27 protein-coding genes are annotated in these 23,716 nt (G+C 70.0%); 17 read left to right on the plus strand and 10 right to left on the minus strand.

Going from position 1 to position 23,716, the window contains the following annotated elements:
- Positions 1–151 precede the first annotated feature (151 nt).
- Positions 152–775, plus strand: a complete 624-nt coding sequence (locus M4V62_RS01710) for a TetR/AcrR family transcriptional regulator (RefSeq protein ID WP_249585393.1) — start codon at positions 152–154, stop codon at positions 773–775.
- Positions 772–1,635 (plus strand): alpha/beta fold hydrolase, encoded by an 864-nt coding sequence (locus tag M4V62_RS01715; RefSeq protein WP_249585394.1) that lies wholly within the window; start codon positions 772–774, stop codon positions 1,633–1,635. Before M4V62_RS01710 ends, M4V62_RS01715 begins: the two co-directional genes overlap by 4 nt.
- A gap of 13 nt (positions 1,636–1,648) precedes the next feature.
- On the opposite strand, the gene M4V62_RS01720 is transcribed toward M4V62_RS01715, so the two are convergent.
- Positions 1,649–2,047 carry a VOC family protein gene (locus tag M4V62_RS01720; protein ID WP_249585395.1) on the minus strand — a complete coding sequence of 133 codons (399 nt, stop codon included), beginning with the start codon at positions 2,045–2,047 and terminating at the stop codon, positions 1,649–1,651.
- A gap of 109 nt (positions 2,048–2,156) precedes the next feature.
- Here M4V62_RS01720 and M4V62_RS01725 point away from each other — a divergent pair, with 109 nt between their 5' ends.
- Positions 2,157–3,146, plus strand: a complete 990-nt coding sequence (locus M4V62_RS01725; protein ID WP_249585396.1) for a helix-turn-helix transcriptional regulator — start codon at positions 2,157–2,159, stop codon at positions 3,144–3,146.
- 70 nt (positions 3,147–3,216) lie between these two features.
- On the opposite strand, the gene M4V62_RS01730 is transcribed toward M4V62_RS01725, so the two are convergent.
- A complete protein-coding gene (locus M4V62_RS01730; RefSeq protein WP_249585397.1) occupies positions 3,217–3,687 on the minus strand; it encodes a MarR family transcriptional regulator in 471 nt (156 codons plus the stop codon).
- Positions 3,684–4,166, minus strand: a complete 483-nt coding sequence (locus M4V62_RS01735) for a MarR family winged helix-turn-helix transcriptional regulator (protein WP_249585398.1) — start codon at positions 4,164–4,166, stop codon at positions 3,684–3,686. The genes M4V62_RS01730 and M4V62_RS01735 overlap by 4 nt, the downstream gene beginning before the upstream one ends.
- Before the next feature lie 116 nt (positions 4,167–4,282).
- Between M4V62_RS01735 and M4V62_RS01740 the strand changes: the two genes are divergently transcribed.
- Both M4V62_RS01740 and M4V62_RS01745 read left to right on the plus strand, forming a co-directional pair.
- Positions 4,283–4,720, plus strand: coding sequence for a glutaredoxin domain-containing protein (locus M4V62_RS01740; protein WP_249585399.1), 438 nt, complete (start codon positions 4,283–4,285; stop codon positions 4,718–4,720).
- 112 nt (positions 4,721–4,832) lie between these two features.
- Positions 4,833–5,729, plus strand: a complete 897-nt coding sequence (locus tag M4V62_RS01745) for an ANTAR domain-containing protein (protein ID WP_249585400.1) — start codon at positions 4,833–4,835, stop codon at positions 5,727–5,729.
- Positions 5,730–5,766: 37 nt separating this feature from the next.
- Here M4V62_RS01745 and M4V62_RS01750 read toward each other — a convergent pair whose 3' ends face one another.
- Positions 5,767–6,444 (minus strand): NADPH-dependent F420 reductase, encoded by a 678-nt coding sequence (locus M4V62_RS01750; RefSeq protein WP_249585401.1) that lies wholly within the window; start codon positions 6,442–6,444, stop codon positions 5,767–5,769.
- Positions 6,445–6,518: 74 nt separating this feature from the next.
- On the opposite strand from M4V62_RS01750, the gene M4V62_RS01755 reads away from it, so the two are divergent.
- Positions 6,519–6,932: a winged helix-turn-helix transcriptional regulator gene (locus tag M4V62_RS01755; protein WP_249585402.1), complete on the plus strand. Its 414-nt coding sequence runs from the start codon at positions 6,519–6,521 to the stop codon at positions 6,930–6,932.
- On the opposite strand, the gene M4V62_RS01760 is transcribed toward M4V62_RS01755, so the two are convergent.
- Together M4V62_RS01760 and M4V62_RS01765 are read right to left on the minus strand one after the other, a co-directional pair.
- Positions 6,881–7,630 carry a dienelactone hydrolase family protein gene (locus M4V62_RS01760; RefSeq protein ID WP_249585403.1) on the minus strand — a complete coding sequence of 250 codons (750 nt, stop codon included), beginning with the start codon at positions 7,628–7,630 and terminating at the stop codon, positions 6,881–6,883. The two genes, M4V62_RS01755 and M4V62_RS01760, sit on opposite strands and share 52 nt — an antisense overlap.
- A 121-nt stretch (positions 7,631–7,751) precedes the next feature.
- A complete protein-coding gene (locus tag M4V62_RS01765) occupies positions 7,752–8,636 on the minus strand; it encodes an NAD(P)-dependent oxidoreductase (RefSeq protein ID WP_249585404.1) in 885 nt (294 codons plus the stop codon).
- Positions 8,637–8,684: 48 nt separating this feature from the next.
- Between M4V62_RS01765 and M4V62_RS01770 the strand changes: the two genes are divergently transcribed.
- Positions 8,685–9,092: a MerR family transcriptional regulator gene (locus M4V62_RS01770; protein ID WP_249585405.1), complete on the plus strand. Its 408-nt coding sequence runs from the start codon at positions 8,685–8,687 to the stop codon at positions 9,090–9,092.
- Positions 9,093–9,138: 46 nt separating this feature from the next.
- On the opposite strand, the gene M4V62_RS01775 is transcribed toward M4V62_RS01770, so the two are convergent.
- Positions 9,139–10,113, minus strand: a complete 975-nt coding sequence (locus M4V62_RS01775) for an alpha/beta hydrolase family protein (RefSeq protein ID WP_249592659.1) — start codon at positions 10,111–10,113, stop codon at positions 9,139–9,141.
- Positions 10,114–10,340: 227 nt separating this feature from the next.
- Here M4V62_RS01775 and M4V62_RS01780 point away from each other — a divergent pair, with 227 nt between their 5' ends.
- From M4V62_RS01780 to M4V62_RS01810, 7 genes are all read left to right on the plus strand, one after another.
- On the plus strand, positions 10,341–10,931 hold the full coding sequence (locus M4V62_RS01780; RefSeq protein WP_249585406.1) for a TetR/AcrR family transcriptional regulator: 591 nt from the start codon (positions 10,341–10,343) through the stop codon (positions 10,929–10,931).
- A gap of 283 nt (positions 10,932–11,214) precedes the next feature.
- Complete coding sequence (locus M4V62_RS01785) at positions 11,215–11,958, plus strand: FG-GAP repeat domain-containing protein (RefSeq protein ID WP_249585407.1); 744 nt, start codon at positions 11,215–11,217, stop codon at positions 11,956–11,958.
- A gap of 142 nt (positions 11,959–12,100) precedes the next feature.
- The gene (locus tag M4V62_RS01790; protein ID WP_249592660.1) at positions 12,101–12,742 is read left to right on the plus strand and encodes a helix-turn-helix transcriptional regulator; all 642 of its coding nucleotides are present in this window, start codon (positions 12,101–12,103) and stop codon (positions 12,740–12,742) included.
- A 440-nt stretch (positions 12,743–13,182) separates the two neighbouring features.
- On the plus strand, positions 13,183–14,088 hold the full coding sequence (locus tag M4V62_RS01795) for a discoidin domain-containing protein (RefSeq protein WP_249585408.1): 906 nt from the start codon (positions 13,183–13,185) through the stop codon (positions 14,086–14,088).
- A gap of 84 nt (positions 14,089–14,172) precedes the next feature.
- Positions 14,173–14,739, plus strand: coding sequence for a MepB family protein (locus M4V62_RS01800; protein WP_249585409.1), 567 nt, complete (start codon positions 14,173–14,175; stop codon positions 14,737–14,739).
- Positions 14,740–14,921: 182 nt separating this feature from the next.
- The gene (locus tag M4V62_RS01805) at positions 14,922–16,091 is read left to right on the plus strand and encodes an acyltransferase family protein (RefSeq protein ID WP_249585410.1); all 1,170 of its coding nucleotides are present in this window, start codon (positions 14,922–14,924) and stop codon (positions 16,089–16,091) included.
- 123 nt (positions 16,092–16,214) lie between these two features.
- Complete coding sequence (locus M4V62_RS01810) at positions 16,215–17,420, plus strand: cytochrome P450 family protein (protein ID WP_249585411.1); 1,206 nt, start codon at positions 16,215–16,217, stop codon at positions 17,418–17,420.
- Positions 17,421–17,460: 40 nt separating this feature from the next.
- Here M4V62_RS01810 and M4V62_RS01815 read toward each other — a convergent pair whose 3' ends face one another.
- Positions 17,461–18,465: a DMT family transporter gene (locus M4V62_RS01815; RefSeq protein WP_249585412.1), complete on the minus strand. Its 1,005-nt coding sequence runs from the start codon at positions 18,463–18,465 to the stop codon at positions 17,461–17,463.
- A 274-nt stretch (positions 18,466–18,739) separates the two neighbouring features.
- Here M4V62_RS01815 and M4V62_RS01820 point away from each other — a divergent pair, with 274 nt between their 5' ends.
- Positions 18,740–19,141, plus strand: coding sequence for a nitroreductase family deazaflavin-dependent oxidoreductase (locus M4V62_RS01820; RefSeq protein WP_249585413.1), 402 nt, complete (start codon positions 18,740–18,742; stop codon positions 19,139–19,141).
- A gap of 67 nt (positions 19,142–19,208) precedes the next feature.
- Here M4V62_RS01820 and M4V62_RS01825 read toward each other — a convergent pair whose 3' ends face one another.
- Positions 19,209–19,661, minus strand: a complete 453-nt coding sequence (locus M4V62_RS01825; protein WP_249585414.1) for a winged helix-turn-helix transcriptional regulator — start codon at positions 19,659–19,661, stop codon at positions 19,209–19,211.
- Between the two features lie 127 nt (positions 19,662–19,788).
- Between M4V62_RS01825 and M4V62_RS01830 the strand changes: the two genes are divergently transcribed.
- Positions 19,789–21,018 carry an MFS transporter gene (locus M4V62_RS01830; RefSeq protein ID WP_249592661.1) on the plus strand — a complete coding sequence of 410 codons (1,230 nt, stop codon included), beginning with the start codon at positions 19,789–19,791 and terminating at the stop codon, positions 21,016–21,018.
- 81 nt (positions 21,019–21,099) lie between these two features.
- Here the strand turns inward: M4V62_RS01830 and M4V62_RS01835 are convergent, their stop codons facing one another.
- On the minus strand, positions 21,100–22,476 hold the full coding sequence (locus M4V62_RS01835) for an FAD-binding oxidoreductase (protein WP_249585415.1): 1,377 nt from the start codon (positions 22,474–22,476) through the stop codon (positions 21,100–21,102).
- Between the two features lie 140 nt (positions 22,477–22,616).
- Between M4V62_RS01835 and M4V62_RS01840 the strand changes: the two genes are divergently transcribed.
- The gene (locus M4V62_RS01840; RefSeq protein WP_249585416.1) at positions 22,617–23,696 is read left to right on the plus strand and encodes a polyprenyl synthetase family protein; all 1,080 of its coding nucleotides are present in this window, start codon (positions 22,617–22,619) and stop codon (positions 23,694–23,696) included.
- Positions 23,697–23,716 lie beyond the last annotated feature (20 nt).

The following is a 23,716-nucleotide window of genomic DNA, read 5'->3' on the forward strand; positions in this document are numbered from 1 at the left end:
AAGTGGTCTTGTCCGTGGCAGACCGCCCCGGGCGCAGGAACTCATCGCTACGGGCAGGAACTTCGCTGCGGCCGACGCTGCCCGCTTGACACATCCAGAGGTAGCTCTAAATTTAGATAGCTCTCTAAGTTTCAGCGAAGGGTGTGCTCGTATGCGGACGGTCGAAGAAGGGCTGCGGGAACGGCACAAGGCCCAGCGGCGACGCCGGATTCTCGACGCGACGCGTGAACTCCTGCGGGAGGAACCGGAATCGGTGATCAGTACCGAGCGGATCGCCGAGCGCGCCGAGGTCGCGCCGGCCACCGTCTACAACTTGATCGGACCGCGCGACAAGATCTGGGAAGCGCTCGCCGCCGGGTTCATGGACGAACTCGAGCGCCGCCTGGCCGCACTGGGAGCCGGCGACCCGCGGGAGGTCGTCAGGTCGACCGTCCATCTGTTCGTCGATGACCCGGTGGTGTCGCGTCGCATGGTGCGTGAGTGGGAGGCAAGCGGCCTCGTGCTCGACCGCAGTCCCCTCGTCCAACTGCGACGGGCGATGGCGGACGCACGGACACAGGGCCTCCTGCGCACCGACATCGACACGGACGCGTTGGCCGCCGTTGTCGGCACCTCGTGCGTGGGCGCGCTGCATCAGTGGGTCGCCGCCCTGATCGATGACGACCGGTTCCTCGCGCGTGCGCTGCTCGGCCTTGACGTCGCGCTCGCCGCGGCGGCCGCGGATCCCCACCGCGACCAGCTGTTGGCGCCGCTGCGCACCCGGGGCACGGCATGACGGCCGACGCGCCGCCACTCCCCCGCAGCTTCGTCGGCCACGGCGGGATCAGGATCACCGCGGATGTGTGGGGCGAGGCGTCATCGCCCCCTCTTGTCCTGCTGCACGGCGGCGGCCAGACGCGGCACGCCTGGGATCGGACCGGCCCTCGACTGGCCGCGCTGGGGTGGCGGGTCATCGCCCCGGACCTGCGCGGGCACGGCACCAGCGGATGGTCGGCCGACGGTGACTACGCCCTCGACCTGTTCGCCGGGGACGTCCGTGCGCTCGTCGCCGAACTCGGCGGCCGGCCTGTGCTGATCGGCGCATCGCTCGGCGGCCTGAGTTCGCTGCTCGCCGCCGGAGAGGCACCCAGGGCGGCGGTTCGCGCTCTGGTGCTCGTCGACGTCGCCCATCGACCGGACCCCCGCGGGGCGCGCCGGATCGTCGAGTTCATGCGCGGCCGGCCTGACGGGTTCGCCAGTGTCGCGGATGCGGCCGCCGCGGTGGCCGCCTACCTGCCGCATCGCCCACGTCCCCAGGCCCCCGAGAGGATACGGAACAACCTGCGACGCCACGGCGACCGCTGGGTCTGGCACTGGGACCCCCGGATGCTGGACAGCTTCGAGGGGCGGATGGACCCGCCCGGCATGGCGGAGCGTCTCCTCGACGCCGCGCGTCACGCCGACGTACCGATCCAGCTCGTCCGCGGCGGGATCAGTGACGTGGTGCGCGAGGACGTCGCCCAGGAGTTCTGCGACCGGGTGCCCCACGCGCGACGCGTCGACGTGGCCGACGCGGGGCACATGGTGGCCGGCGATCGCAACGAACACTTCATCGATGCGATCGTCCCGTTCCTGGAAGGGATCGCCTGCGCGTGAGCCGCTGCCGGAATCAGCGGGCGAACTTCTCGATCGCCGCCGGGGTGACCGGCGTGAAGAAGTTGACGAGGTTGCCGTCGGGGTCGCGGAACAGGAGCGACCGGTTGCCCCAGGGCATCGTGGTGGGCTCGTTGACGAAGTCGGTGACGATGCCGGTCAGGTTCTCGTGCACGCGGTCCACGTCGTCGACGAGGTACTCGAGGATCACGCTGTGGTTCTCGGCCGGGCGGGAGGATCCCGGCGCGAACAGCGGGACGGTACGGGTACTCGCGATGGCGAGCGTGGCGGCGGCGGTCCTGAGTTCTGCGAAGTCCTCGGTGAACCAGGTAGCCGACACCCCGGTGGCCTTCTCGTAGAAGGTGACGAGGCGTGCGACATCGCCGGTGATGATCCGGATCGAGACGAAGTCCATGGTGTTCTCCCTGGATGGGTGGAGCCCTTGCGTTGATGAGCCCCTGCACCACGCACGCTAGGACAAATAGTGGACAGAATCGGTCCACTATTCACGCTAAGCTCGGAACATGTCCCGACCCACCGGCCGTGTGCTCACCCTCCTGGAGCTGCTTCAGTCGGGCGGCACCCGGACGATGGCCGAACTCGCCGAGCGACTCGGCGTCGACGCACGCACCGTGCGTCGGTACGTGCATCAGCTGACCGATCTCGACGTGCCCGTCGAGGCCGTACGCGGCCGCTACGGCGGCTACCGCCTCGCACCCGGTCATCGGCTGCCTCCGCTCATGCTCGGCGACGACGAGGCGATCGCCGTGCTGCTCGGCCTGGTCGCCGGCCGACGAGCGGGGCTGATGACGGCGACAGCCACCGCGAGCGAGACGGCAACGGCCAAGATCCGGCGGGTGCTGCCCGAGCGCCTCGCCCGCCGGGTCGACTCGGTCCTGGAGTCCCTCGCCTTCACGGAACCACCCGGCGAGCTCGCCACCCCGGACGGGGAGGTCCTGCTCACGATCGCCGATGCGGTGCGCCACCGCCGACCGGTCTCGATCAGATACACCGACCGCGACGGCCGGCGCAGCGGCCGCACCCTGCACCCGTACGGGGTCGTGGCCCACTCGGGCCGGTGGTACGTCACCGGGGCGGACCCCGAGATCGCCGAGGACCGGACCTTCCGGCTCGACCGCATCACGGACGCCAGGGCTCTGCCCGGGTCGTTCGACGCACCCGACGGACCGGACCCGACGCAGCGCGTCCTGACCGGGTTCGCCACGGCGGCGTACCGGCATGAGGTGACCTTGCGGATCCACGGGACGGTCGAGCAGATCCGCGCCCGGCTTCCCGCGAGCGTCGCGCGCGTGGAGGCGCCCGCGTCCGCGGCGGGCACGGATCCTGCGACCGAGGACTGGCTGCGCGTCGAAGTACGGGCGGAGCGGCTCGACTGGCTGCCTCCGGTGCTCGCCTCCCTCGACCGGCCGTTCGTCGTCGAACGCCCCGACGAACTGCGCGACCTCGTCATCGCGTTCTCGGACCGCCTCGCCGAACGCGCCCGTCGAACCTGACGCCGAGGCCGCACCTTCAGCCACTGCACCAACCATCCGTTGCACCGGCCATCCGTGGCGCGACAGAGCCTCAGGCCCCTGCCAACTCGGCGTTCGCACGCTCCGTGATCAGCTCGAGCACGCGGCCCGCGACCGCGAGGTCCTCGGCCGGAATGCCCGCGTACAGCCGGGCGGAGATCTCGGCGGTCTCGGCGCCGGTGGTGTCGTGCAGTTCCCGTCCGGCGTCCGTGAGCCGCAGCCGGGACGCCTGCGCCGGGTCCCCTTCCAGCAGTTTCGCCGCCGTCAGCTCCTCGACGACACCGCGCACGACCGACTCGCCGATCTTCAGGTACCCGTCCACCTCCGCGACGAGCTCGTCGCGGTCCATGGACTCTCCCGCGACCGCGAGGGTCCGGATCGTCACACTCTGGTGGAAGGTGGCGCCGTGGCGGGCCAGTACACCCTCCAGGAGGGCACGCCCGGCGTAGTGCGCCAGGGCGATGACCCGGCCGTTGGTTGTGGGTGCGGGTATGGGTGCTGGTGCGGGTGCGGTGGTGGTCATGACTGCTCCTCGTCGTTCTCTGTATGCGGATTGAGAGGTGCATCGAGCAGGGTGGTCAGCTCGCGGGTGAACTGCCTTGTACGGGCGCTGTCTTGTCCTCCGAGCGGTTCGAGCAACTGGTCGAGGAGGCCCTGGACCACCTTGATCGCACGGCGTGTGACGTCGCGTCCCTGCTCGGTGAGGGACAGTTGCATGGCGCGCGGGTCGTTCGGGTCCCGGGTCCGGGCCACGAGTCCGGCGGTCTCCAGGGCTCGGGCGAGCTTGGAGACGTAGAGCGGTTCGAGCCCCGTGTGGTCGGCGAGCCGACGCTGACTGGGCTGCAGCCCGGAGCGCGACATGCCGTGGAGCGATGCCATCAACGCGTACTGGGCATGGGTCAGGCCCAGCGGTGCGACCGCCCGGTCGACGGCCACTCGCCACTTCATCGACAAGCGCCAGACCAGAAATCCCGCTGTGGCGCCCTCAGTTGCTGAACTCACTCGACATACAGTACATGGCTACTATGTACATGGCTACTAAATAGGAAGCCGTCAGGCCCGGCTGCTGGGTGGCCCGCGGCCGCGCCGATCCCGGCTCACCGATAGCCTGCGCCTTCATGATGCGCGCCTGGAAATTGCCGATGCTGTTCGTGCTCTGCGGCGCACTCGTCGCGACGGGGCAGGCCTTCAGTGGGAGCCCCGGGGCGGCCGCCGCGTTCGTGCTGGTGTTCGCGCTGCTCGCAGCCGTGTACTCGCCGCTGGTGTTCCCGAGGTCGATCAGTGCGGCGGAGGCGCGACGCCGCAGCGCGGTCGATGGCCGGCCGGTCGTCTTCTGGCGGCCCGGCTGCACGTACTGCCTGCGGCTGCGCCTCCGATTGGGGCGCGGTGCCCGCCAGTTGCACTGGGTCGACATCTGGCGTGACCCGGATGGAGCGGCGACGGTGAGGGAAGCCAACGACGGCAATGAGACGGTGCCGACGGTCGTCGTGGCAGGCCGACCCCACGTCAACCCCGATCCTGCATGGGTGCGCGAACAGCTCTCGCCTTCCGAATGATCATGGTCAGGGAGGGCACTGTCTTTTGGCACTGTCATTCCCTGGACCGCCGAACAGAGCGGTCGCAGGCAGCGTTATGGTCGCCATGTTGTGTGAGGAGCAGGGTGCCGCCATGGGAGAGAACGTGACGAACATTCCGTCCGCGCCGCCGCCCGACCATCAGCCGCCGTCTCAGCTGTTCCCCTCCCCCGAGGACGAGACGGAACAGCTGAGGGCCACCGCCGAGCAGCTGCGCGAGCAGGTGTCCGAGCTGGAGATCCAGGCGCGTGCGCGCCCCAGGATCGCGCTGGCCGAGGGCATCCTGGTCGAGCGTTACCGTCTGGCGGACGAACAGGCGGCGTTCACGCTGCTGCGCCAGGCGTCGCAGCGGGCCAACATCAAGCTGCACCAGCTGGCCTCCGCGGTGGCCCGCACACCGGGACCGGCGCCGGGTGCCAAGGCGTGGCTCAGCGGACGGACACGGCATCCGATGCCCGACCTGACGGCACTCGCGGCCGGCACGCTCAACGCTGCCAACCAGGGCGAGGTCCTCGGCGCCGCCCTGCACCGGGTCCTGACCGTCACCGGCACGGACATGGGAAACGTGCAGCTGGTCGAGGACGGCGTCCTGCGCATGGCCAAACACGCGGGCCTGTCGCGGCAGTTCACCGACTACTTCGCGTTCGTCGACGGGAACACCTCGTGTGCTCGGGCCGCAGCCGCCAGCAGCCAGGTCACCGTCAAGGAGGTGGCCTCATCGGCCGGTTTCGACGACGAGACGCGCCGTGTGATCCTCACGGCCGGTAGCCGCGCCTGCCACAGCGTCCCGCTCGTCGACGACCAGGACACCGTTCACGGTGTCATCTCCTCCCATCACTCCCGCCCCCTGATCGGTTTCACCCAGGCACAGCTCCAGGCCCTGCACACCACGAGCCGCACCCTCGGCACCTGGATCAAGTGGCACCAGCGCACCGTCCTCCTCGACGCACTGGAAGACCTCCACCAACTCGCCCTCGACTCCCGCCAGTAGCCACGAGCCCTGGCGAAAGTCGAGCGTGAGCAGCGGCTCAGGAAACAGAGGCGCCGGTGCGCCGACGGGCGTCTCCGGCCGCGTGGGCCAGCGGAGGGGCGATGGCTTGCGCATCCGCCCCCTCGCCGACCCACAGCGCGATGAACAGCGCGGCGGTCGCCTCCAGGAGCCCCGCGCGTTCGAGGCCACCACCGGCGACGGGGTCGGCGCCCACATCGCGAACCAGTTCTCGTACGCGTGCGAGGGCCGACTCGTCGTCCCCGCAGACCGGCACGGCCAGCGGCCTTCCGCCGAAGACGGGCGGCCGCATGCGCCACACGTCCTCGTGGCAGAGGTTGAAGGCCTTGACCACATGGGCTCCCGGTGCCGCCGCGGCCAGTCGCCGCGCGGCCGAAGGGCCTCCTTCCGTCAGCAGCCCGAAGCCCGGCCCGACCGGGTTCGAGCAATCGAGAAGCACCTTGCCCTCCAGGGACGTGCGCAGTTGCCGTGCCACGTCCGCCCCGGCCCCGAAGGGCAGCGCGGCCAGCACCACTTCCTGACCTGACTCGGCCGCCGCACGCAGACCGGCAGCCTTCGCGCCGCCCCCGATGCGCATCGCGAGCCGCTCCGCATTGCGCGTGTCCCGTCCCCCGATGGTCACCTCGTGCCCGGCCCGCACCCAGTGCGTGGCGAGCGCGTCGGCCATGTTGCCCGTCCCCAGTACGCCGATTCTCATCACGTGCTCCCTCTCCGTGCCTGCTTCGACCTTTCACACCGAAGCTAGAGAGCTGTTCGGGCACCATTTGGTACGTGACGACTGACGCCTTCCTCGCCGACTGCCGTGCCCGCCTCGCCTTCGACCTGCTCTCCAACACCTGGAACGCCGTGGTGCTCTGGGCGCTGCGCGACGGCCCCAGGCGTCCGGCCGAACTACGGGAGCAGATCGGAGGCATCAGCTCCAAGGTTCTCACCGAGACTCTGCGACGGCTGCAGTTCAGCGGCCTGGTCGACCGGCGGGCACGCCACGGGACACCGTCACGGGTCGAGTATCAACTCACCGATCTGGGCCGGACCTTGCTGGCACCCATCGATGCCTTCGGCGCATGGGCCTTCGAGTACGGCGATGAGGTCATGGCCGCGCAGGAAGCAGCGTGCAGCGCTTCCCCGGAGCCTCAGCCCGTGGCCAAGGTGCGGCCGAGGAGGGGGAGCAGCCGGTCCCAGTGACGCTGGAGTGCGGAAGGGCTGAAGGCGTCGGTGTCGGACATGGTGAAGCCGTGGGCGGTGTCGGGGTAGATCTCGGTGGTGTAGCCGACACCTGCGGCGTCCAAGGCCTTGTTCAGCTCGCTGATGGCCTCGGGCGTCAGGTCTCCTTCCGCGAGGCCGATGTGGACCTGGGCGGTGAGCGCCGAGACGAGGCGGTGGGGGCTGTCGGGTGCTTCGGTGACCAGGAAGCCGGGGTGGAACCCGGCGACGGCGGCCACCTGGCCGGGATGGGCCGTCGCGGTGCGCATCGCCAACGCGGCGCCCATGCAGTAGCCGACCACGCCGACCGGTCCGGCGCTGACCTCGGGCTGCGTGGTGAGGAACCCGAGGTAGGCGTCGGCGTCGCGCAGGATGCGTTCGGTGGTGTGAGCCTCGACCAGCGGCATGAGCCGGGCGAAGATCTCGGGCCGGACGTCATTGCTTATGTGGTCGGGAAGGTCGATCACCGGTGCCGGGCCGTGCCGGTAGAAGAGGTTGGGGACGAGCACGTAGTACCCGTGCTCGGCCAGTTCGCGGGCCTTCTGCTCCATCTCGGGCCGCGGGCCGAAGACATCCGGGTAGAGCAGCACACCCGGGTGCCGCTCGCCGCGGTCGGGGAAGGCGACGAAGGCGTCGGCCCGGCCGTCCGTGGTGGGAATCTGCACTGTCTTGGTGGACAAGATCTTCCTTTCTTGGGCTGCTGCCGAAGCACAGCCTCTGCCAGGGGTGCGGTCGACAAGAGATCGCCCCGGCCACGACCTTACGATCACCGGGCCGACAGATGCCCGGCGGAGGATTGACTCAGCTCTCGCGTGACCTGCCGAACTCCTCGATCAGCACGGGATACTGCTCCCCGCCATGACCGGCGGCGATGGAGCGGTCGGCCATCGCCTTGATCAGCTTCGGCAGTTCGGTGTTGACACCCGCCGCCTCGCTCTCCTCGATCAGGTGCGCCATCGCCGCCGCGTCGGTCTCCAGGGCCGACACCTCGGCCGGGAAGGAACCGCTGTCGATCTGCTCGGCGTACCCGGGCAGCCATTCGGCCACCCCGGCAGCGATCTGCTGTGCGAACGGCGCGTACGTCGCGGCGTCGACACCGGCCGTCCTGAGCAGGGCAGTGCCCTGGAGCCAGGCGTTCAGGACGCTCCACATCATGGCCAGGCCGGCCACGTCGTACAGGGACGCGAGCCCATGGTCCGCGCCGAGGTGGGTGACGGTGCCGAGCGCGTCGAGTGTGGACCTGTGTGCCTCGAAGTCCTGCTGCGGCCCACTGTGCAGAATCACCGCCTGGTCCGTCCCGATCACCTGCGGGATGGCCATGATCGCGCCGTCCAGGTATCGGGCGCCGCGCTCCTCGGCCCATCGGGCGGCGTCCCGGGCCTGGGCCGAGTCGCCCGAGGTCAGGTTGACCAACGTGGTGCCGTCCAGGGCGACATCGCCCGCGCCGAGCAGCTCGTACATGGCCGGGTAGTCGGTGACGCAGATGATCGTCAGAGAACCTGCCGTGAGCGCGTCGCCGACCGTCGGCGCCAATTGTGCGCCCGCGGCCACCAGTTGGTCCGCCTTGGAGGCCGTACGGTTCCACACGGTGGTGGGATGCCCGGCCTTCAGGAACGCACCGGCGAGTGCCTGGCCCATCCGACCGAGTCCGATGACGTTAATGGGTGTATCCGTTGTGTTGTTCATGGCAGCATCGTCAACGTTGATACCGGTGTGAAGGTCAAGTGAGGTTCGATGCGGATCGGGGAACTGGGCCGGCGGACGGGCGTCAACGCCCATCAGTTGCGCTACTACGAGGCCCAGGGCCTGCTGGAGGCAGACCGCAGGGCGAACGGGTACCGCGAGTACGACGAGAACGCCGTGCTGCGGGTGAAGCAGATCCGCCACCTGCTCGGCGCCGGTCTGTCCTCCGAGGACATCGCGTACCTGCTGCCCTGCGCGGTCGGAGAGACTCCGGAGCTGCCCGGGTGCACGGAGCTCCTCGACGCGATGCGGTCACGGCTGCGGCGGCTGGACGACCAGATGGCCAGGCTCGCCCAGTCCCGCGGCGCGCTCGCGAACTACATCGACGCGGCCGAGCAGATGGGCAGCGAGAGCTATCCCCCCTTCGACGATGCCGAACGGGAGCCCGTCCCCGCCTGACGGCCGCGGACGGGCAGGCGTCCACCCAACATCCGCCAAGCCCCGCCTACTTGGACTCGACTCGCCCAACGGCTCCAGGGCCGGTGGTCAGCGCGTCCTGCGCCTCTTGCCAGGCGTTGTCACCCTCGCGGAACTGGGTGCGGAGGTAGGCCGCCGTGAGCCGTCCGAGCGCGGCGACTCGCTCGGGGTTCTCGTCGGTGGTCTCGGCGGCGTCGTACCCGCTGATCCCGCCCAGTCCGTGCTCCGCGTCGACCAGGGAGAGCAGCGTCTTGGGGCCGGGAGCGAGGTGGTACGGATCGGCGTGCCAGTCCGGACCCATCTCCGTGAAGTGCCGCGAGTCGTCCTTGTCACCGGCGACGACGAGCGCGGGCGTGGTCATCCGGGAGAAGTCGGTGCTCCGGAAGACCGGGAACAGCTCGGCCATGGCTCCGGTCAGGATGTCGCCTCCCCTGCCGGGGGCAGCCAGCAGTACACCCTGCTTGATCCGGGGTTCGAAGAGATCTGCCTGTTGTACGTCGTCGGGGTCGGTGACCCGGGCACCCAGCAGGAGGGCAGCGGTGAAGCCGCCGAGCGAGTGTCCGGCCACGGCGACGCTGTCGTGGTCCATGCGCCCGGCGAGCTGCGGCACGGCGCCCTCGATCACGTCGAGCCGGTCGAGGATGCGGGACATGTCCTCGGCGCGTGAGCGCCAGAACAGGGGTGCTTCGGGGGTGTCCGCGTGGAGGTGGCTGAGCGTCTTGGAGCTGAGGTGGGTGGGCTGGATGACGACGAAGCCGAGTTCCGCCCAGAGGTCGGCGAGCGGGCCGTAGCCGTGGAGCGAGGAGAGGTGGTTCGAGTTGCCGTGTCCGTGGGAGAGGAGGATGACCGGCAGGCCGGTGCCGGTCGCGGGCGCGGTGACGCGCAGTTGAAGGTCGACGGGGCGTCCGGGCACCGGCAGCACCACTGGGCTGAAGGAGAGCACGGGGGTGGGCGAGCCTAGGGCGTCGCTGTCGGTTCCGGCGTCGGTGTTGGTGTCGGTCACGGAAGTCGATGCACTCACGATGCGTCTTTCCCTTCGGTTGTCCCTTTGGGGCCTCAGCACCTCTTGCCGCAGAGCTCGCGTGGGGCGGCGCGTGGGAGGCAGGGAGGAAGGTCCGGTTTCAGCTAGACTGAAGCGGAACGTTGCTCCACTTACGATACGGAGCACTGTTCCGTTTGACAAGCGGAACAGCGCTCCGGCTTCTCGGCGACTACAGGAAGGAGAGCGCGGTGCCCACTGCAGGCCAGTCCGGAGAGGTGCCGGCCCCCAGCAAACGGGCCGACGCGGTGCGCAATCAGCAGAAGCTGCTCGCCGCCGCCGCCGAGGTGTTCGTCACCTCCGGCGTCGATGCGCCGATCCGCGAGATCGCGGCCAAGGCGGGCGTCGGGATGGGGACGATCTACCGTCACTTCCCGACCCGGGCGGATCTCGTCGTCGCCGTCTTCCGCCACCAGGTCGAGGCGTGCGCCGAAGCCGGCCCGAGCCTGCTGGCCAGTGCCGACTCACCGCTCGCGGCGCTGCGTGAGTGGATCGACCTCTTCGTCGACTTCCTGGTCACCAAGCACGGTCTCGCCAACACGGTGCAACCGGACAGCAGCGGCTTCACCGCGCTCCACACCTACTTCCTCGACCGCTTGCTGCCCGTCGCCGAGGAGTTGCTCGACGCCGCGGTCGGCTCGGGCGAGATCAGGCCCGGTACGCAGCCCTATGAACTGATGCGCGGCATCGGCAACCTCTGCATCGGGACCGACAGCGACCCCCGCTACGACCCCCGTCGGCTGGTCGCGCTGCTGCTTCAGGGGCTCCAGCAACAGGTGTGAAGAAAATCTAACACTGCCAAATTCACTTCCGCCTCACTAACGTCGTTCGCGGCGACGAAGAGTGCGGCACCGCAGCAGTTCTGACGGAGCGAAGGACGGCCACCAAGGGAGAGTGGCCCCTGGGGGCGTCCCACCCCCGCGTTCCAGGCGGCGTGCGTTTGCCCTGGTCAAGACCCCTCTTTGCGTTCCAGCGTCCCCAACTGCCCGGATTTCATGGCCGTCGGGACAGACCGCCCCACAAGCTCGAGGCGTGCTCAACGGCAACGACATGAGGAGTTCTCAGATGCTTCGCAAGCGCTTACGCCTGATCGCCACCCCGGTCGCGGCTGTCGCCTTGACCCTGACTGCCGCCGGCCACCAGGCCAGTGCCGCCCAGGCGCCGGCCACGGGCAGCGCGGCGCGGTCCGGCGACGCCGCCGCGACAGCGCCATGCCTGGCCGACGCCACGACGCTGGTCGGCGACCTCGACGGTGACCGCCGCCCCGACAGGATCGCGAACCCGGGGCACACCGGCACCAGGATGACGGTCCAATGGGGGGCCGCGGACGGCTCGTTCGGCAGCAAGCAGGCCGCCAGCAAGCTGCTCGGCGCGAAGACGGGGGAGGTCACGTCCGCAGCGGTCGCCGACTTCCAGAACGACGGCACCCTGGACATCGTCGTCAACCTCGTCACGCCGGCCGGCGGAGACGACCCCGCGACGGCTCGCGTCTCCGAATACCGCCAGGGCCCGCTCAAGCGCGCGAACCTGGGCTCCGCCCACTCCCGGCACTCCGACATCGGCGACATGGGCGAGGCCAAACAGCTCCGGATCGCCAACTACGGCGACGACGCCTACCCGGACCTCGCCATCCTCAACAACTCCGGTGACGGGTCGCTGGACCGGGACGTGCGTCTGTCGGGGCCGGGCACCGGCCCGGGGGACTTCGACTACGAGCTGGCGATGAAGTACGGCCAGCGCGGGACCCCCGCCGAGCCGCCGACCATGCCCACCGACGGGTGGAAGCACTTCTACAAGTCCTGCTCCTGACCACACCGGGCGCCGCCGCCCCTTCGCACACCGGCGGCGCCCGTCGTCCGTCGCCCGTCCCAGAACTGCCCGTCCCAGAACTGAGGAACCTCGCGTGTCCAGCTCGCCCCCGGCCTCCGCGGCCGCACCGGCCTCCGCACCGATCGCCGCGCCGATCTCCGCACCGACGACGAACCGGGTTCGGGTCACCGTCACCGCCCCCGACCCGATCAGCCGCGAGGGAGTCCTCAGCCAGCTGCGCCGGCACCCCGAGGTCGAACTGGAAGAGGACGCCAGCCCGGCCGCCGTCGCCCTGTTCATCGAGGACACCCTCGACGAGGCCGCGCTCACCCGGCTCAGGCGCGCCGTGCGCAGCGAGGGCGCCCGCGCGGTGCTCGTCGCGGGCACGGTCCGCGAGCACGAGCTACTGGAGGTCATCGAGTGCGGTGTGGGAGCCATAGTCTGGCGCCACGAAGCAACCGCACAGCGCTTGGTCCAGGCGGTGCTGACCACCGCCAGGGGCGGCGGCGAACTGCCGTCGGACTTATTGGGCCAGCTCATCGGCCAGGTGGGGCGCCTGCACCGGGGCGGCGCCGATCTGCCGGGCTCTTTCCTCAGCTTCACCAAGCGCGAGGTGGACGTGGTGCGTCTTGTGGCGGATGGCTTCGACACCTCGGAGATCGCCATGAAGCTGTCGTACTCCGAACGGACCGTCAAGAACGTGATGCACGGCCTCACCACACGCCTGCACCTGCGCAACCGCGCGCACGTGGTGGCCCATGCCCTGCGTGAGGGCTACATCTGACCGGACGGGCCACAGGGCGGACGGGCCACACGGGGCCGCACGGGGGCCGCAGGCCGGAAGGGCCGCACGGCCTGTCCGTTGAGGCGCACCGCACTGCCCCGCCGTCATCCCTGCCGTACCTGCGCTCCGGACGGCACGGAGAGCACGATCAGTGGCCGGGCCTCGCCCGGCCCGCTCGCGGCGGCCCGGCCCACCCATCAGGCGGCGCGCAGCAGACGGACCCTGGCCGCGCTCCCGACACCGACGCGCGAGCGGAGGCCCGGACACCCGAGGCGTCCGGGACACCAACCGCCGGGCTGCCGACCACTCCCTCCGGCCTGCCCCGGCGCCACCTGGCGGACGACCCGGCCCCGCACAACACCCCGATCCGCGATGCCGCGCGCACGCCCGGGCCCTCGCCCGCGCCCACCGGCGCATCCCCGACCGCACCAGGTGACGCCGTGTCAGATCGCGCCCGACGCCTCGTCGCCCCCGTCACGGCTCCGCAGACCACTCCCGTGCCGCAGGCCCCGGCGGTGGCCCCCGTCCTCCCCGGACGGGCCGACACCGACCGCCCGCACGTGCGCGCATCCGGCCCCCAGCAGCAGGACGGCAACGGACAGCCGTGCGCGTGGTGCACCACTCCCAACCGCCCCGACCGTCATTTCTACAGCCGCTGTGCGATGCCGCTGGCCGAGCGCGGCCAACGTACGCCCACGCGTCTCCGCCCCTGGTGGCGTCGCCTACTCGGCCCCGGCCGCCAGGAGACTCCGTGGGCGGGTGACCGCCCCCGCCTGCGCCGCGTGTTCGACCGCATCGGCACCTGGATCACCGCAGCCGTCGTCGTCACCACACTCGTCCTCGCCGCGGTGAATCTCCCCGACGGCATCCAGGCCACGCGCGACCACTTCGCCAAGCGCGCTCCGGCCGCGCCGGACCAGATCCGGTCCTCACACGCGTACGCCGGCCATGGAGCGAAGCTCGCCTTCGACAAGCTCAACAACACGTGGTGGGGGCCGGGGGTCGCGCAATCGGGCCAGGGCGAGTGGATCGAGGTGGGCTTCGCCCGGCCGACCCGCCTGCTCGACGTCATCATCACGCCGGGCGTCTCGCCCCGCGCCGACCAGCTCGGCAAGTCCGCCCTGCCGCACCGCGTCAAGGCCACGATCACCAAGAAGGACGGCGGGGCCACGCCCCGGGAGCTCTCCCTGGACCCGGGCGCGGGCAGCCAGCGCCGGGCGTTCCGCGTCGGCGAGGTCACCCGGGTCCGGTTCACCATCGAGTCGGCCCATGCCGCGTCCGCGAAGAAGCAGGTGGCGATCGCCGAGATCGAGCTCTTCGGCCGGTCCGACGGCAGCCGGACCTGAACAAGGCGTTCGAGGCATCGGTTCGGCTCACGGCGGCCGTGAGACGGTCCGATGCCTCCCGAACACTCGTGGCAGGGTGTCCGAGTGACATCGAACGACGCCAAACCATCCGATCCCGCCCGCACCGACCTCACACCCTGGTCGGACACCACCGGGGTTCACGCAGACCTCGTCGCGGCGAAGGAACGTGTCTACGACCCGTGCGGCTTCGCCTGCTCGCAACCGGTCCCCGAAGCCGAGAGCGCCGACTACGCCGCCCACACACTGACCCTCGACGGCCTCGCCGTCCGGTACCGCGCAGCCAGGACGACCCCCACCAAGGTCGGCCAGTTCGTCACCGTGTGGAAGAGGTCCCCGGGCGGACCCATCCAGCCCTTCGACATCACGGACCCCGTCGACCTCTTCGTCATCAGCGCCCGCGATCACGAACACTTCGGCCAGTTCGTCTTCTCCATGGACACGCTCAGCCGACGCGGTGTCGTGTCCGTACACGGATCCGGCGGGAAGCGAGCCTTCCGTGTCTACCCGCCCTGGGTGACCACCACCAACCGTCAAGCGGGCAGTGCGCAGGCATGGCAGCTGGACCACTTCCTGCGCCTCGACCAGGACGGGCCGATCGACTTGGCCCGCGCCCGGGCGCTCTACCGCTGAGCCTGGCCCATTTATGGCATTCGCATATAGACGCCCCTCGGATGAGTGAAATCTTCCGACAAAAACCGGGGCGGCTCGCGCCTATGTGCTGTCTCGACTTCCGTGCATGGTGCTGTCATCCCTGACCTTTTCTCCGTCGCGAGGCCGTCGCGACGTCGGCGACAAGAGGCCGGGGCCAACTCATGCGCAGCCGCAATCGGCAGTACCTCGCGTCCGTGGATCATTTGCGTGCCTACGCCGCTGTGTTGGTGCTCCTCTGCCACGGTACGCAGATGATCTCTCCGTACCTCAGAGAGATCCCGAACAGGTCCCCGCACGGCTGGCTGTATGCGGACAATCCTCTGGCCACTCTGGTATTGGAAGGCCATACCGGGGTGGCCCTCTTCATGGTGCTGTCCGGGTTCATCTTCACCATCGGCACCCTGGGCAAGGACATTCGCTACGGCCGGTTCCTGGGCAACCGGGTGCTGCGCATCTTCCCGCTCTACATGGCGTTGATCATTCTGGGCGTCGGCGCGCACAAGCAGGGTGCGAACCTGCTCGCCGTGGTCCAGTCCCTGGTCGGCCTCGGAAACCTGCCCGGGTCCCTCGATCTGGGGGCCGTGTCGAGGATGTGGTGGGCGATCGCGGTCGAGTTGCAGTTCTACCTGCTGTTCCCGCTGCTCAGCAGACTCCTCACCAAGCACGGCCCGCTGGCCCTGTACAAGCTCCTGGCCGCCATCACCGTGATCAGGACCTTGGTGTGGGCCTCGGCCGCCGGGAGCATCAACGTGAACTCGATGCTCTATTACAGCCTCGCCGGAAGAATCGACCAATTCCTGCTGGGCATGATGGCCGCCTGGCTCTTCGTGCACCATCGAAAGCGGTTCCAGGGGCCACTGAAGGTCGGAATCTCAACAGCCCTGGCCACAGGCGCGATCTGGGCCTTCAACCAGACCCATTCCTTCCATGAAGGGCACGCGACGCGTCTGCTCTGGGTCGACATCGAAGGAACGCTGTGGGCTCTGGTGGTGCTGACCTATGTGGCCACCGTCTCCTCGACCGGGCTCGTGTCGAGAGGAATCGCCAAATTCGGTGAAATGAGCTTCTCGGTCTATCTGCTCCACTACATGGTCGTCACCATGTTCATCTCCCGCCGCTGGTGGATCGAGTTGACGGGGCGTCCGGTGCTGGATGCCTTCATCACCACGACAGCGGCGGTTCTGCCCATCACCTTGGCCGCAGCCGTGGTCACGTTCAACGGCATCGAACGCCCCTTTCTGCGATGGCGTCGCGCCTACCTCCTCACCGACCAGCCACAGCCCACGGCACATCCCCCTGCCCCCAAGGTCGCGCTCGTATCGCCCAGGTAGCCGGGCCAGGAGTTGCTCTGGCGAGGCCCTCACAGCGAATCGGGGACCAGTCCCCACTTCATGCTACGGTCACCCTTGACACGCAAACGGGGAGCGATCCCCACTTCTGTCCGGGAGCCGCCCATGCGTACGCAGCACCCCACCGTTCGACTCGCCGACCTCACCGACGACTTCACCGCCGACCCGTACTCCGCCTTCAGCGCGCTGCGCCCCCGCGGACCTGTCCACCACGTGCGTTTCCCCACCGGGGACGAGTCGTGGCTGGTGGTCGGGCACGAGGAAGTGCGTGCCGCTTTCGTCGACCCCAGGCTGCGCAATGACGTGCGGAACTCCGCCGACTTCGAGGACGACGGGCTGTACGCCGTGGGCCTCAACATGCTCCAGGTCGATCCGCCCGATCACACGCGCCTGCGGACGCTGGTGGCCCGCGAGTTCACCGCCCGCCGCGTCCAGGCGCTGCGGCCCCGCATCGAGGAGGCGGCCGGTGGGCTCCTGGACGCCGTGACCCCCGGAGGCCGTGCCGACCTGGTGGCCGCGTACGCCTATCCGCTGCCGCTCACCATCATCTGCGAGCTGCTCGGCGTGCCGGACGCGGACCGGGCCGCCTTCCGGGAGTGGTCCACAAAGGTCGTCTCCCTCGACGACCCGGAGCAGTCCGCCCGCGCCTCGCAGGAGATGGCCGTGTACCTCGCTGGCCTCGCGGAGGAGAAGCGGCAGCTGCGGGACGCGGCGGAGAGCGATCTGCTGCACGCCCTGGTCCGCAGCCACGACGGGGACGGCGCCGACCGGCTCACCCCCGAGGAACTGCTCGGCATGGCCTTCCTCCTGCTCGTCGCGGGGCACGAGACCACCGTCAACCTCATCGCCAACGCCGTCCACCTGCTGCTCGGCCACCCCGGGCAACTCGCCGCCCTGCGCGCCGACCCCGAGTTGCTGCAAGGCGCCGTGGAGGAGACGCTCCGCTTCGAGTCGCCCGCGCCGGCGGGCACCTACCGCTACACCGCCGAACCGATCGACATCGGCGGCGCCTCGATACCCACGGGCGCGCGTGTGGTGCTCTCCATCGCCGCCGCCAACCGTGACCCCGCGCGCTTCACCGACCCCGAACGGTTCGACATCCGCCGCGATCCGGCCGCGACCCGCGCCCACCTCGCGTTCGGGCACGGCCTGCACCACTGCCTGGGCGCCCCGCTGGCCCGCCTTGAGGCGACCCTCGCCCTGCGCATCCTCCTGGACCGCTTCCCCCGCCTGGCCTTCGACGGCGACGGCACACCGCAGTGGCGCACCAGTCTCATGCGGAGCCTGCGAGAGCTGCCGGTGCGCTGGTAGCCGCCGGCCCTCGTGATTCCCGGGCTGGACCATGCCCCGGCTAGGTCGCGCCCGGGCCCTTCACCCGCTCCGAAGCACCGGCCCGCGTCACGCCGCTCGAAGCCACGACCCGGCCTGTTCGCGTGCCCGAGAGCGCTGCCAGTGCGACCGCCGCCAGGGCGAGCACGACACCGGCGACGGTGGCCGCCGTGACACTCGTGCCGCCGTGCGGCAGCAGCAGGTCGAGGGCCAGCGAGCCGACCAACTGGCCGGTGATCGTGCAGAGTCCGAGCAGCAGAACGCCGAGTCGCTGGACCGTGGCGACCGCGATGGTGATGAAGGAGATGCCGACCAGGCCGCCGAGGTAGAGGTACGGCTCGGTCGGCAGGCGGGAGGGAAGCCCCGCGGCCACGGCATGCACCAGGAAGATCACACTCAACGCGCCGGCACCGGCGGCGAAGTTGAAGAACGTTCCCGCGTACGCGGATCCGGCGGCGTTCTTCACATGCCCATTGACCGCCTGCTGCCAACTCACGCAGACGCCCGCCACCAGCGGCAGCGACAGCATCACGTACGGGAAGCCGCCGCCCAGCTTGTCCGCCATCGACAGGCCCACGGCCGCGAGCACGAGCACCGCGCCCACGACCCGTCGCCGCGTGGGTCGCTGAGGTCCGGCAGGCCCGAGCCCCATCCGGTCGAAGAGCAGGCCTCCGGTGACCTGGCCCGCGACGATCGCGACCGTGAACAGCGCGACCCCGAGCGCCCCGACGGTCAGCCCCTGGGCGAGCAGGAAGGCCGCGCCGCCGAAGCCGCCGAGCACCTGCCACCACTTGAGCCGCCGTCCGCGTACGTCCGCGAGCACCAGGCCGACGCCACGGCGCGGCCCGCGCAGCACGAGGAGCCCGAGGGCCAGCACCACGAACCCCGAACCGAACGAGATCACCGCCGCCGCGAATCCGTCACCGCCGAGCCCGGCGGCGAGCTCACCGGTGATCCGCGCCTGCAGGGATATCAGGGTGCCGGAGAACACGGCGAGGAGCAGCCAGGGGGCTGCGGCGGCGGGCATGTGCGTACGACCTCTGGGTGTGGTTCGACAGGGGGCATGGTGACCGGAGACGCCTGGCGAGAGCGACGGGGCCCGAACCTTTCTAACTGATCGGCCCGTCGTCGGGCAGGGCGGGCCGGATGACGAGACAGCCGCCGTGTCGTTAGGCCGGGCGCGCCGGTTCGGCGCCAGGCTGGCGGGAAACCGCGGAGTGACCATGAAGAGTTGGTCAGCACACGAAGAGCTCGCACGATCGCGCGAGGAAACGAGCGCGAGGAGACAAAGGAGACGGCAGATGCTGTTCGGCAAAGAGCACGTCGAGCGCTATGTGGCGACGGACGGCGCAGAAGGCCACGACTGGCAGAACACCACAGTGCTGATCCTCACCACCATCGGCCGCAAGAGCGGTGAGCAGCGCAGCACTCCGCTGATCTACCGGCCCTACGGTGACGCGGTGCTCGTGGTGGCCTCCAACGGCGGAGCCGACCAGCCGCCCCTGTGGTACCGCAACATCGAGGCGAACCCCGAGGTCCAGGTGCAGGTGAAGGGCGACCGCTACACCGCCCGTGCGCGCACCGCCACCCCGGAGGAGAAGCCGGACATGTGGCGGACCATGGCCGCCACCTGGCCGGCCTATGACGACTACCAGCGCAAGACCGACCGGGAGATCCCGGTGATGGTCCTGGAACGCGTCTGAGGCAGGCGGTCAGAGGCAGGCCGTCACAGGGGCCGCGTACGCGAGTTGTGTGCTCGCGTACGCGGCCTCACTCGGCGGAGACCTTGTGGACGGTGGTGTCGTCGGGGTCCAGCCGCCGCCCGTCCGCAGCCAGCACCTCCAGTGGGCGGAGCCCCTGTCCCTCCCGGCGGTCGACCAGCTGTGAGTGTGGTTCGCCGTCGGCGAAGAAGTTCTGTTCGCCCCACTGCCGCAGCGCCACGATGACGGGGAAGAGCGCCCTGCCCTTCGGCGTCAGTACGTACTCGCGGTAGGCGCTGCCGTCCGAGGCGGGGACGGATTCGAGGACGCCACCGGCGACCAGGCTGCGCAGCCGCGCGGTGAGGATGTTCTTCGCGACGCCGAGGCTGCGCTGGAACTCCCCGAAGCGCCGGCTTCCGTCGAAGGCGTCCCGCACGATCAGCAGGGACCACCAGTCGCCGATCGCGTCCACCGACCGGGCGACCGGACATTCACTGTCGTCGAAGCGCGTCCTGGTGACCATCGCGTCCCTCACTCTCACAACAACGGTTGCAACATGCTACCAAACAGGGCTACCGTCGCCGTCGTCATTGGTAGCAAGTTGAAACCAGATACGTGGAGGGGTGCCGATGTCCGGCAACTGTGAGGCCATGCCACGACGGCCCGAAGCCCGCGAACCCGAGGCCCGCACAGGGGAACGTCCCACGGTCGTCCTGTCCCGAGGCGTGGTCCTTCTGTTCGCCGTCGCCTGCGGTGCCGCGGTGGCCAACGTCTACTTCTCCCAGCCACTCCTGGTGACCATGGGCCACGACCTCGCCATGAGCCCGGCACTTGTCGGCAGCGTGGTCACCCTCACGCACGTCGGATACGGCCTGGGACTCTTCCTGCTCGTGCCGCTGGGCGACGTGGTCAACCGCAGACGGCTCATCGTGGCCCAACTGCTGCTCCTGGTGGGTGCGCTGGCCGTGGTGGCCACCGCCCCGACCGCGGCGGTCCTGCTCGTGGGCATGGCCGCGACAGGCCTTCTCGCCGTCGTCACGCAGACGCTGGTGGCCTTCGCGGCGTCACTGGCACCTCCCGCGGTGCGCGGACGGGTCGTCGGCCTCGTGACCAGCGGTGTGGTCATCGGAATCCTGCTCGCCCGCACCGCATCCGGTCTCATGGCGGACCTCGCGGGCTGGCGCTCCGTCTACCTCGCCTCGGCGTCGCTCACCGCTCTGCTCGCCCTGGTCCTGTACCGCGTGCTGCCGCGCCACAGCGAGGCTCCGCCGGCAACCCTGGGCTACGGACAGCTCCTGCGCTCCACGATCACCCTGTTCGCACGGGAACGACTGCTGCGGCTCCGGGCCCTGTTCGGTCTGCTGATCTTCGCCGCCTTCAGCACGCTGTGGAGCAGCGTCGCGCTGCCGCTCAGCGAAGCCCCGTACTTCCTGTCCCACAGCGCGATCGGGGCGCTGGGTCTGATCGGTGTGGCCGGTGCCCTGGCCGCGACCGCGGCGGGCCGCCTCAACGACCGCGGACTTTCCCGGCGGACCACCGGCATCGCTCTGGCTCTGCTCACCGCCTCATGGCTGCCGCTGGCCTTCACCCGCAGCTCGCTCTGGGCCCTCGTCGTCGGGGTGGTGCTTCTCGACCTCGCCGTGCAGGCGGTCCATGTCACCAACCAGACCCTGATCTACGCGCTGCACCCTGACGCGGGCAGCCGGCTGATCGGCGGGTACATGGTCTTCTACTCGATCGGCAGCGCCACCGGCGCCCTTGCCGCGACCTCCCTCTACACGGTGGCCGGCTGGGGCGCCGTCTGCGCACTGGGGGCAGCGTTCAGCTGTCTCGGGCTCGCGCTGTGGGTCTTTACGCGGCACAGCGGCCTTCCTGACTGATCAGTCGCAGCGGCCCTCCTGACTGATCAGCACGGTGCGGCGGCGCCGGGTGCCCTGCTCGGCGGCGCCCGCAGCCGACGCTCAGGACAGCACCTTTCCGGGGTTCAGGACTCCGTACGGATCGAGCGCCTGCTTCACGGCCCGTTGCATGGCCATGACCTCCGGCGTGATCTCCGCAGCGAGGCCCGGACGTTTGAGCACGCCCACCCCGTGCTCTCCTGTGACCGTGCCGCCCAGGTCGATGGCGTCGGCGATGATCTCGGCGAAAGCCTCCTGGGCGCGCGTGCGTGCGGCGTCGTCGCCGGGCTGGGTGATCAGCAGCGGGTGCAGGTTGCCGTCACCGGCGTGGGCGATGTTGGCGATGAGGATGTCGTGCCGGGCTGCGGTCTTCTCGATGCGGCCGAGCATCTCCGCGATGCGTTCCTTGGGCACGCAGACGTCCTCGGTCAGGACCGGGCCCAGGCGTTCAAGGGCGGGATAGGCGAGCCGCCGGGCCGCGAACAGGGCGTCGGCCTCGTGTTCGTCGGTGGACCGCTCGGCCCAGGACGCGCCGGCCTCCCGGAAGCAGTCGACCATGCGCTCGGCCTGGGCCGCACCGGTCTCACCCGGCTCGTCGATCCGGCCGAGGAGCACCACGTCCGCGTCGACCGAGAGGCCCATGTTCTTCCACGCGTCGACGGCGCGAAGGCAGTGCCGGTCGATCAGTTCCAGCGCCGACGGGGTCAGCCCCGCCGCGGCGACGGCCTGTACGGCGGCGCCGGCGTCGACGATGGAGCCGAAGTGACCGGCGACCGTGACCGCGGCCGGCGGCAGGGGCCGCAGGCGGACGGTCACCTCCGTGATGATGCCGAGCGTCCCTTCCGAGCCGACGACGAGTCCCGTCAGGTCGTAGCCCGCGACGCCCTTCGCGGTGCGGCGGCCGAGCCGCACGATCTCACCGCGCCCGTTGACCATCTCCAGAGCCAGGACGTAGTCGCCGGTGACGCCGTACTTGACGCAGCAGACCCCGCCCGCGTTGGTGGCCACGTTGCCGCCGATGGTCGACCACGGGGAGCTGGCGGGGTCGGGCGGATACCAGAGCCCGTGCTCGGCCACCGCAGCCCGCAAGTGGTCGTTGACCACGCCGGGTTGGACGACCGCGAGCCGCTCCAGGGGGCTCACCTCGACGATCCGGTCCATGGCCGCCAGCGCCACGACCACGTGCCCGTCTCCCGAGTTGGCGCCCCCGGACAGTCCGGTGCCCGCTCCCCGGGCGACGACCGGGGTGCGGTGACGGATGCAGGCGCGGACCGTCTCCGCGACATCGTGGGTGGACCTCGCGCGGACGACGGCCGCGGGGCGACCGCTGGGCGCCCATGCCGCCTGGTCACGGCGGAAGGCCTCGACGCTGTCCGGATCGGTGAGCACCCGGTCCGCCGGGATGTGCTCAAGGATCGCTCGGACGACCGTGGCGCTCAATGTGTGTCCTCTCGGTGGGTTCGCCCCGAGGCGGGGCCCTCCGGTGGCGTGCGTCCTCAAGGGTGCAGTGACGGGACCTTCCACGTCGAATGGCAGGCTGGCAGCCAGCACTTCATGAAGGAAGGCCGGCCCGAACGTCTATGAACAGCAGTTCTCTCAGCGCCCTGGAGCGTGCCGCCGGTCACCAGCAGCGGTTCGACGTGTCCTTCGCGAAGTACTTCGCCGAACTCGCCGGTGACCTCAACGGTGCACAACTGGGCCGCTTCCCGCCCCGATGTCTGGAACTGCTCGCGCAGTTGTCGCTGCGCGGCGGGAAGCGGATCCGGATCGCCCTGCTCTACGAGGCGGCAGGCCTCGTCACCCGGGACGAGGTACCGGGGCTCGCAGAAGCCGCACTGAGTCTTGAGCTGCTCCACAGCCACGCGCTCATCCTCGACGACATCATGGACGACTCACCGATGCGCCGCGGTGGCCCGTCGACGTACTACGCGTGCCGCGAAGATCTCCCGAACCACCCGCAGGCCGCGCTCGGCCTGGCCATGATGGCGGGTGACCTCGCCGGCTTCCTGGCCCTGCGCGTGCTGTTCCGGGCCGAGCTGCCGGCCGACCGCAAGCAGGCCATGATCGACGTCCAGCTCGGGGTGACGACCGACACCGTCATCGGTCAGGCCCTCGACCTCGAACGCGACGTGAACTCCTCGGCCGACGAGGAGTTGCTGGAGACGGTGTGCGAGTACAAGACCTCTCGCTACACCATCCTGGCCCCCCTGCGCCTCGGCCTCCTGGCCGCGGGCCAGGACCTGGCGCCACACGAACAGAGCCTGCGCCGCTATGCCCGGCTGGCCGGCCTCAGCGGCCAGATGCGCGATGACTACCTCGACCTCTTCGGCGACCCCGCCGTCACCGGCAAACCCGAGGGCGCCGACCTGCGGGCCGGCCGCCACACCTATCTGACCCGTGAGCTCCTTGCCCTCACGAGCGACGACGATCACGACACCGTCAAGTCCGCACTCGGCAACCCCGACTGCACACCACGGACCATCGACCGCATTCGTGACATCGCCCACCGCCACAACGTCCACACCCGCCTGCAGAAGGCCATCGACCACCACGCCCAAGCCGCAGCAGCCGAAGCAGGCTCCTGGCACCGGCACTGGAACGACGAGGCGGTCACCCTCTTCGAGCAACTGCCCCTTTGGGGCGCCCGCAGAAAGCGATGACCGACCGCCCATCAGCCCCT

Source organism: Streptomyces durmitorensis, assembly GCF_023498005.1.
GTDB classification, from domain to species: Bacteria; Actinomycetota; Actinomycetes; order Streptomycetales; family Streptomycetaceae; genus Streptomyces; species Streptomyces durmitorensis.

Coding starts and splice junctions, on each gene's coding strand:
- M4V62_RS01810 (WP_249585411.1), top strand. CDS start 16,215: ATGCGTACGCAGCACCCCACCGTTCGACTCGCCGACCTCACCGACGAC.
- M4V62_RS01710 (WP_249585393.1), top strand. CDS start 152: ATGCGGACGGTCGAAGAAGGGCTGCGGGAACGGCACAAGGCCCAGCGG.
- M4V62_RS01740 (WP_249585399.1), top strand. CDS start 4,283: ATGATGCGCGCCTGGAAATTGCCGATGCTGTTCGTGCTCTGCGGCGCA.
- M4V62_RS01770 (WP_249585405.1), top strand. CDS start 8,685: ATGCGGATCGGGGAACTGGGCCGGCGGACGGGCGTCAACGCCCATCAG.
- M4V62_RS01840 (WP_249585416.1), top strand. CDS start 22,617: ATGAACAGCAGTTCTCTCAGCGCCCTGGAGCGTGCCGCCGGTCACCAG.
- M4V62_RS01765 (WP_249585404.1), bottom strand. CDS start 8,636: ATGAACAACACAACGGATACACCCATTAACGTCATCGGACTCGGTCGG.
- M4V62_RS01730 (WP_249585397.1), bottom strand. CDS start 3,687: ATGACCACCACCGCACCCGCACCAGCACCCATACCCGCACCCACAACC.
- M4V62_RS01820 (WP_249585413.1), top strand. CDS start 18,740: ATGCTGTTCGGCAAAGAGCACGTCGAGCGCTATGTGGCGACGGACGGC.
- M4V62_RS01725 (WP_249585396.1), top strand. CDS start 2,157: ATGTCCCGACCCACCGGCCGTGTGCTCACCCTCCTGGAGCTGCTTCAG.
- M4V62_RS01805 (WP_249585410.1), top strand. CDS start 14,922: ATGCGCAGCCGCAATCGGCAGTACCTCGCGTCCGTGGATCATTTGCGT.
- M4V62_RS01830 (WP_249592661.1), top strand. CDS start 19,789: ATGCCACGACGGCCCGAAGCCCGCGAACCCGAGGCCCGCACAGGGGAA.
- M4V62_RS01785 (WP_249585407.1), top strand. CDS start 11,215: ATGCTTCGCAAGCGCTTACGCCTGATCGCCACCCCGGTCGCGGCTGTC.
- M4V62_RS01745 (WP_249585400.1), top strand. CDS start 4,833: ATGGGAGAGAACGTGACGAACATTCCGTCCGCGCCGCCGCCCGACCAT.
- M4V62_RS01815 (WP_249585412.1), bottom strand. CDS start 18,465: ATGCCCGCCGCCGCAGCCCCCTGGCTGCTCCTCGCCGTGTTCTCCGGC.
- M4V62_RS01720 (WP_249585395.1), bottom strand. CDS start 2,047: ATGGACTTCGTCTCGATCCGGATCATCACCGGCGATGTCGCACGCCTC.
- M4V62_RS01825 (WP_249585414.1), bottom strand. CDS start 19,661: ATGGTCACCAGGACGCGCTTCGACGACAGTGAATGTCCGGTCGCCCGG.
- M4V62_RS01750 (WP_249585401.1), bottom strand. CDS start 6,444: ATGAGAATCGGCGTACTGGGGACGGGCAACATGGCCGACGCGCTCGCC.
- M4V62_RS01715 (WP_249585394.1), top strand. CDS start 772: ATGACGGCCGACGCGCCGCCACTCCCCCGCAGCTTCGTCGGCCACGGC.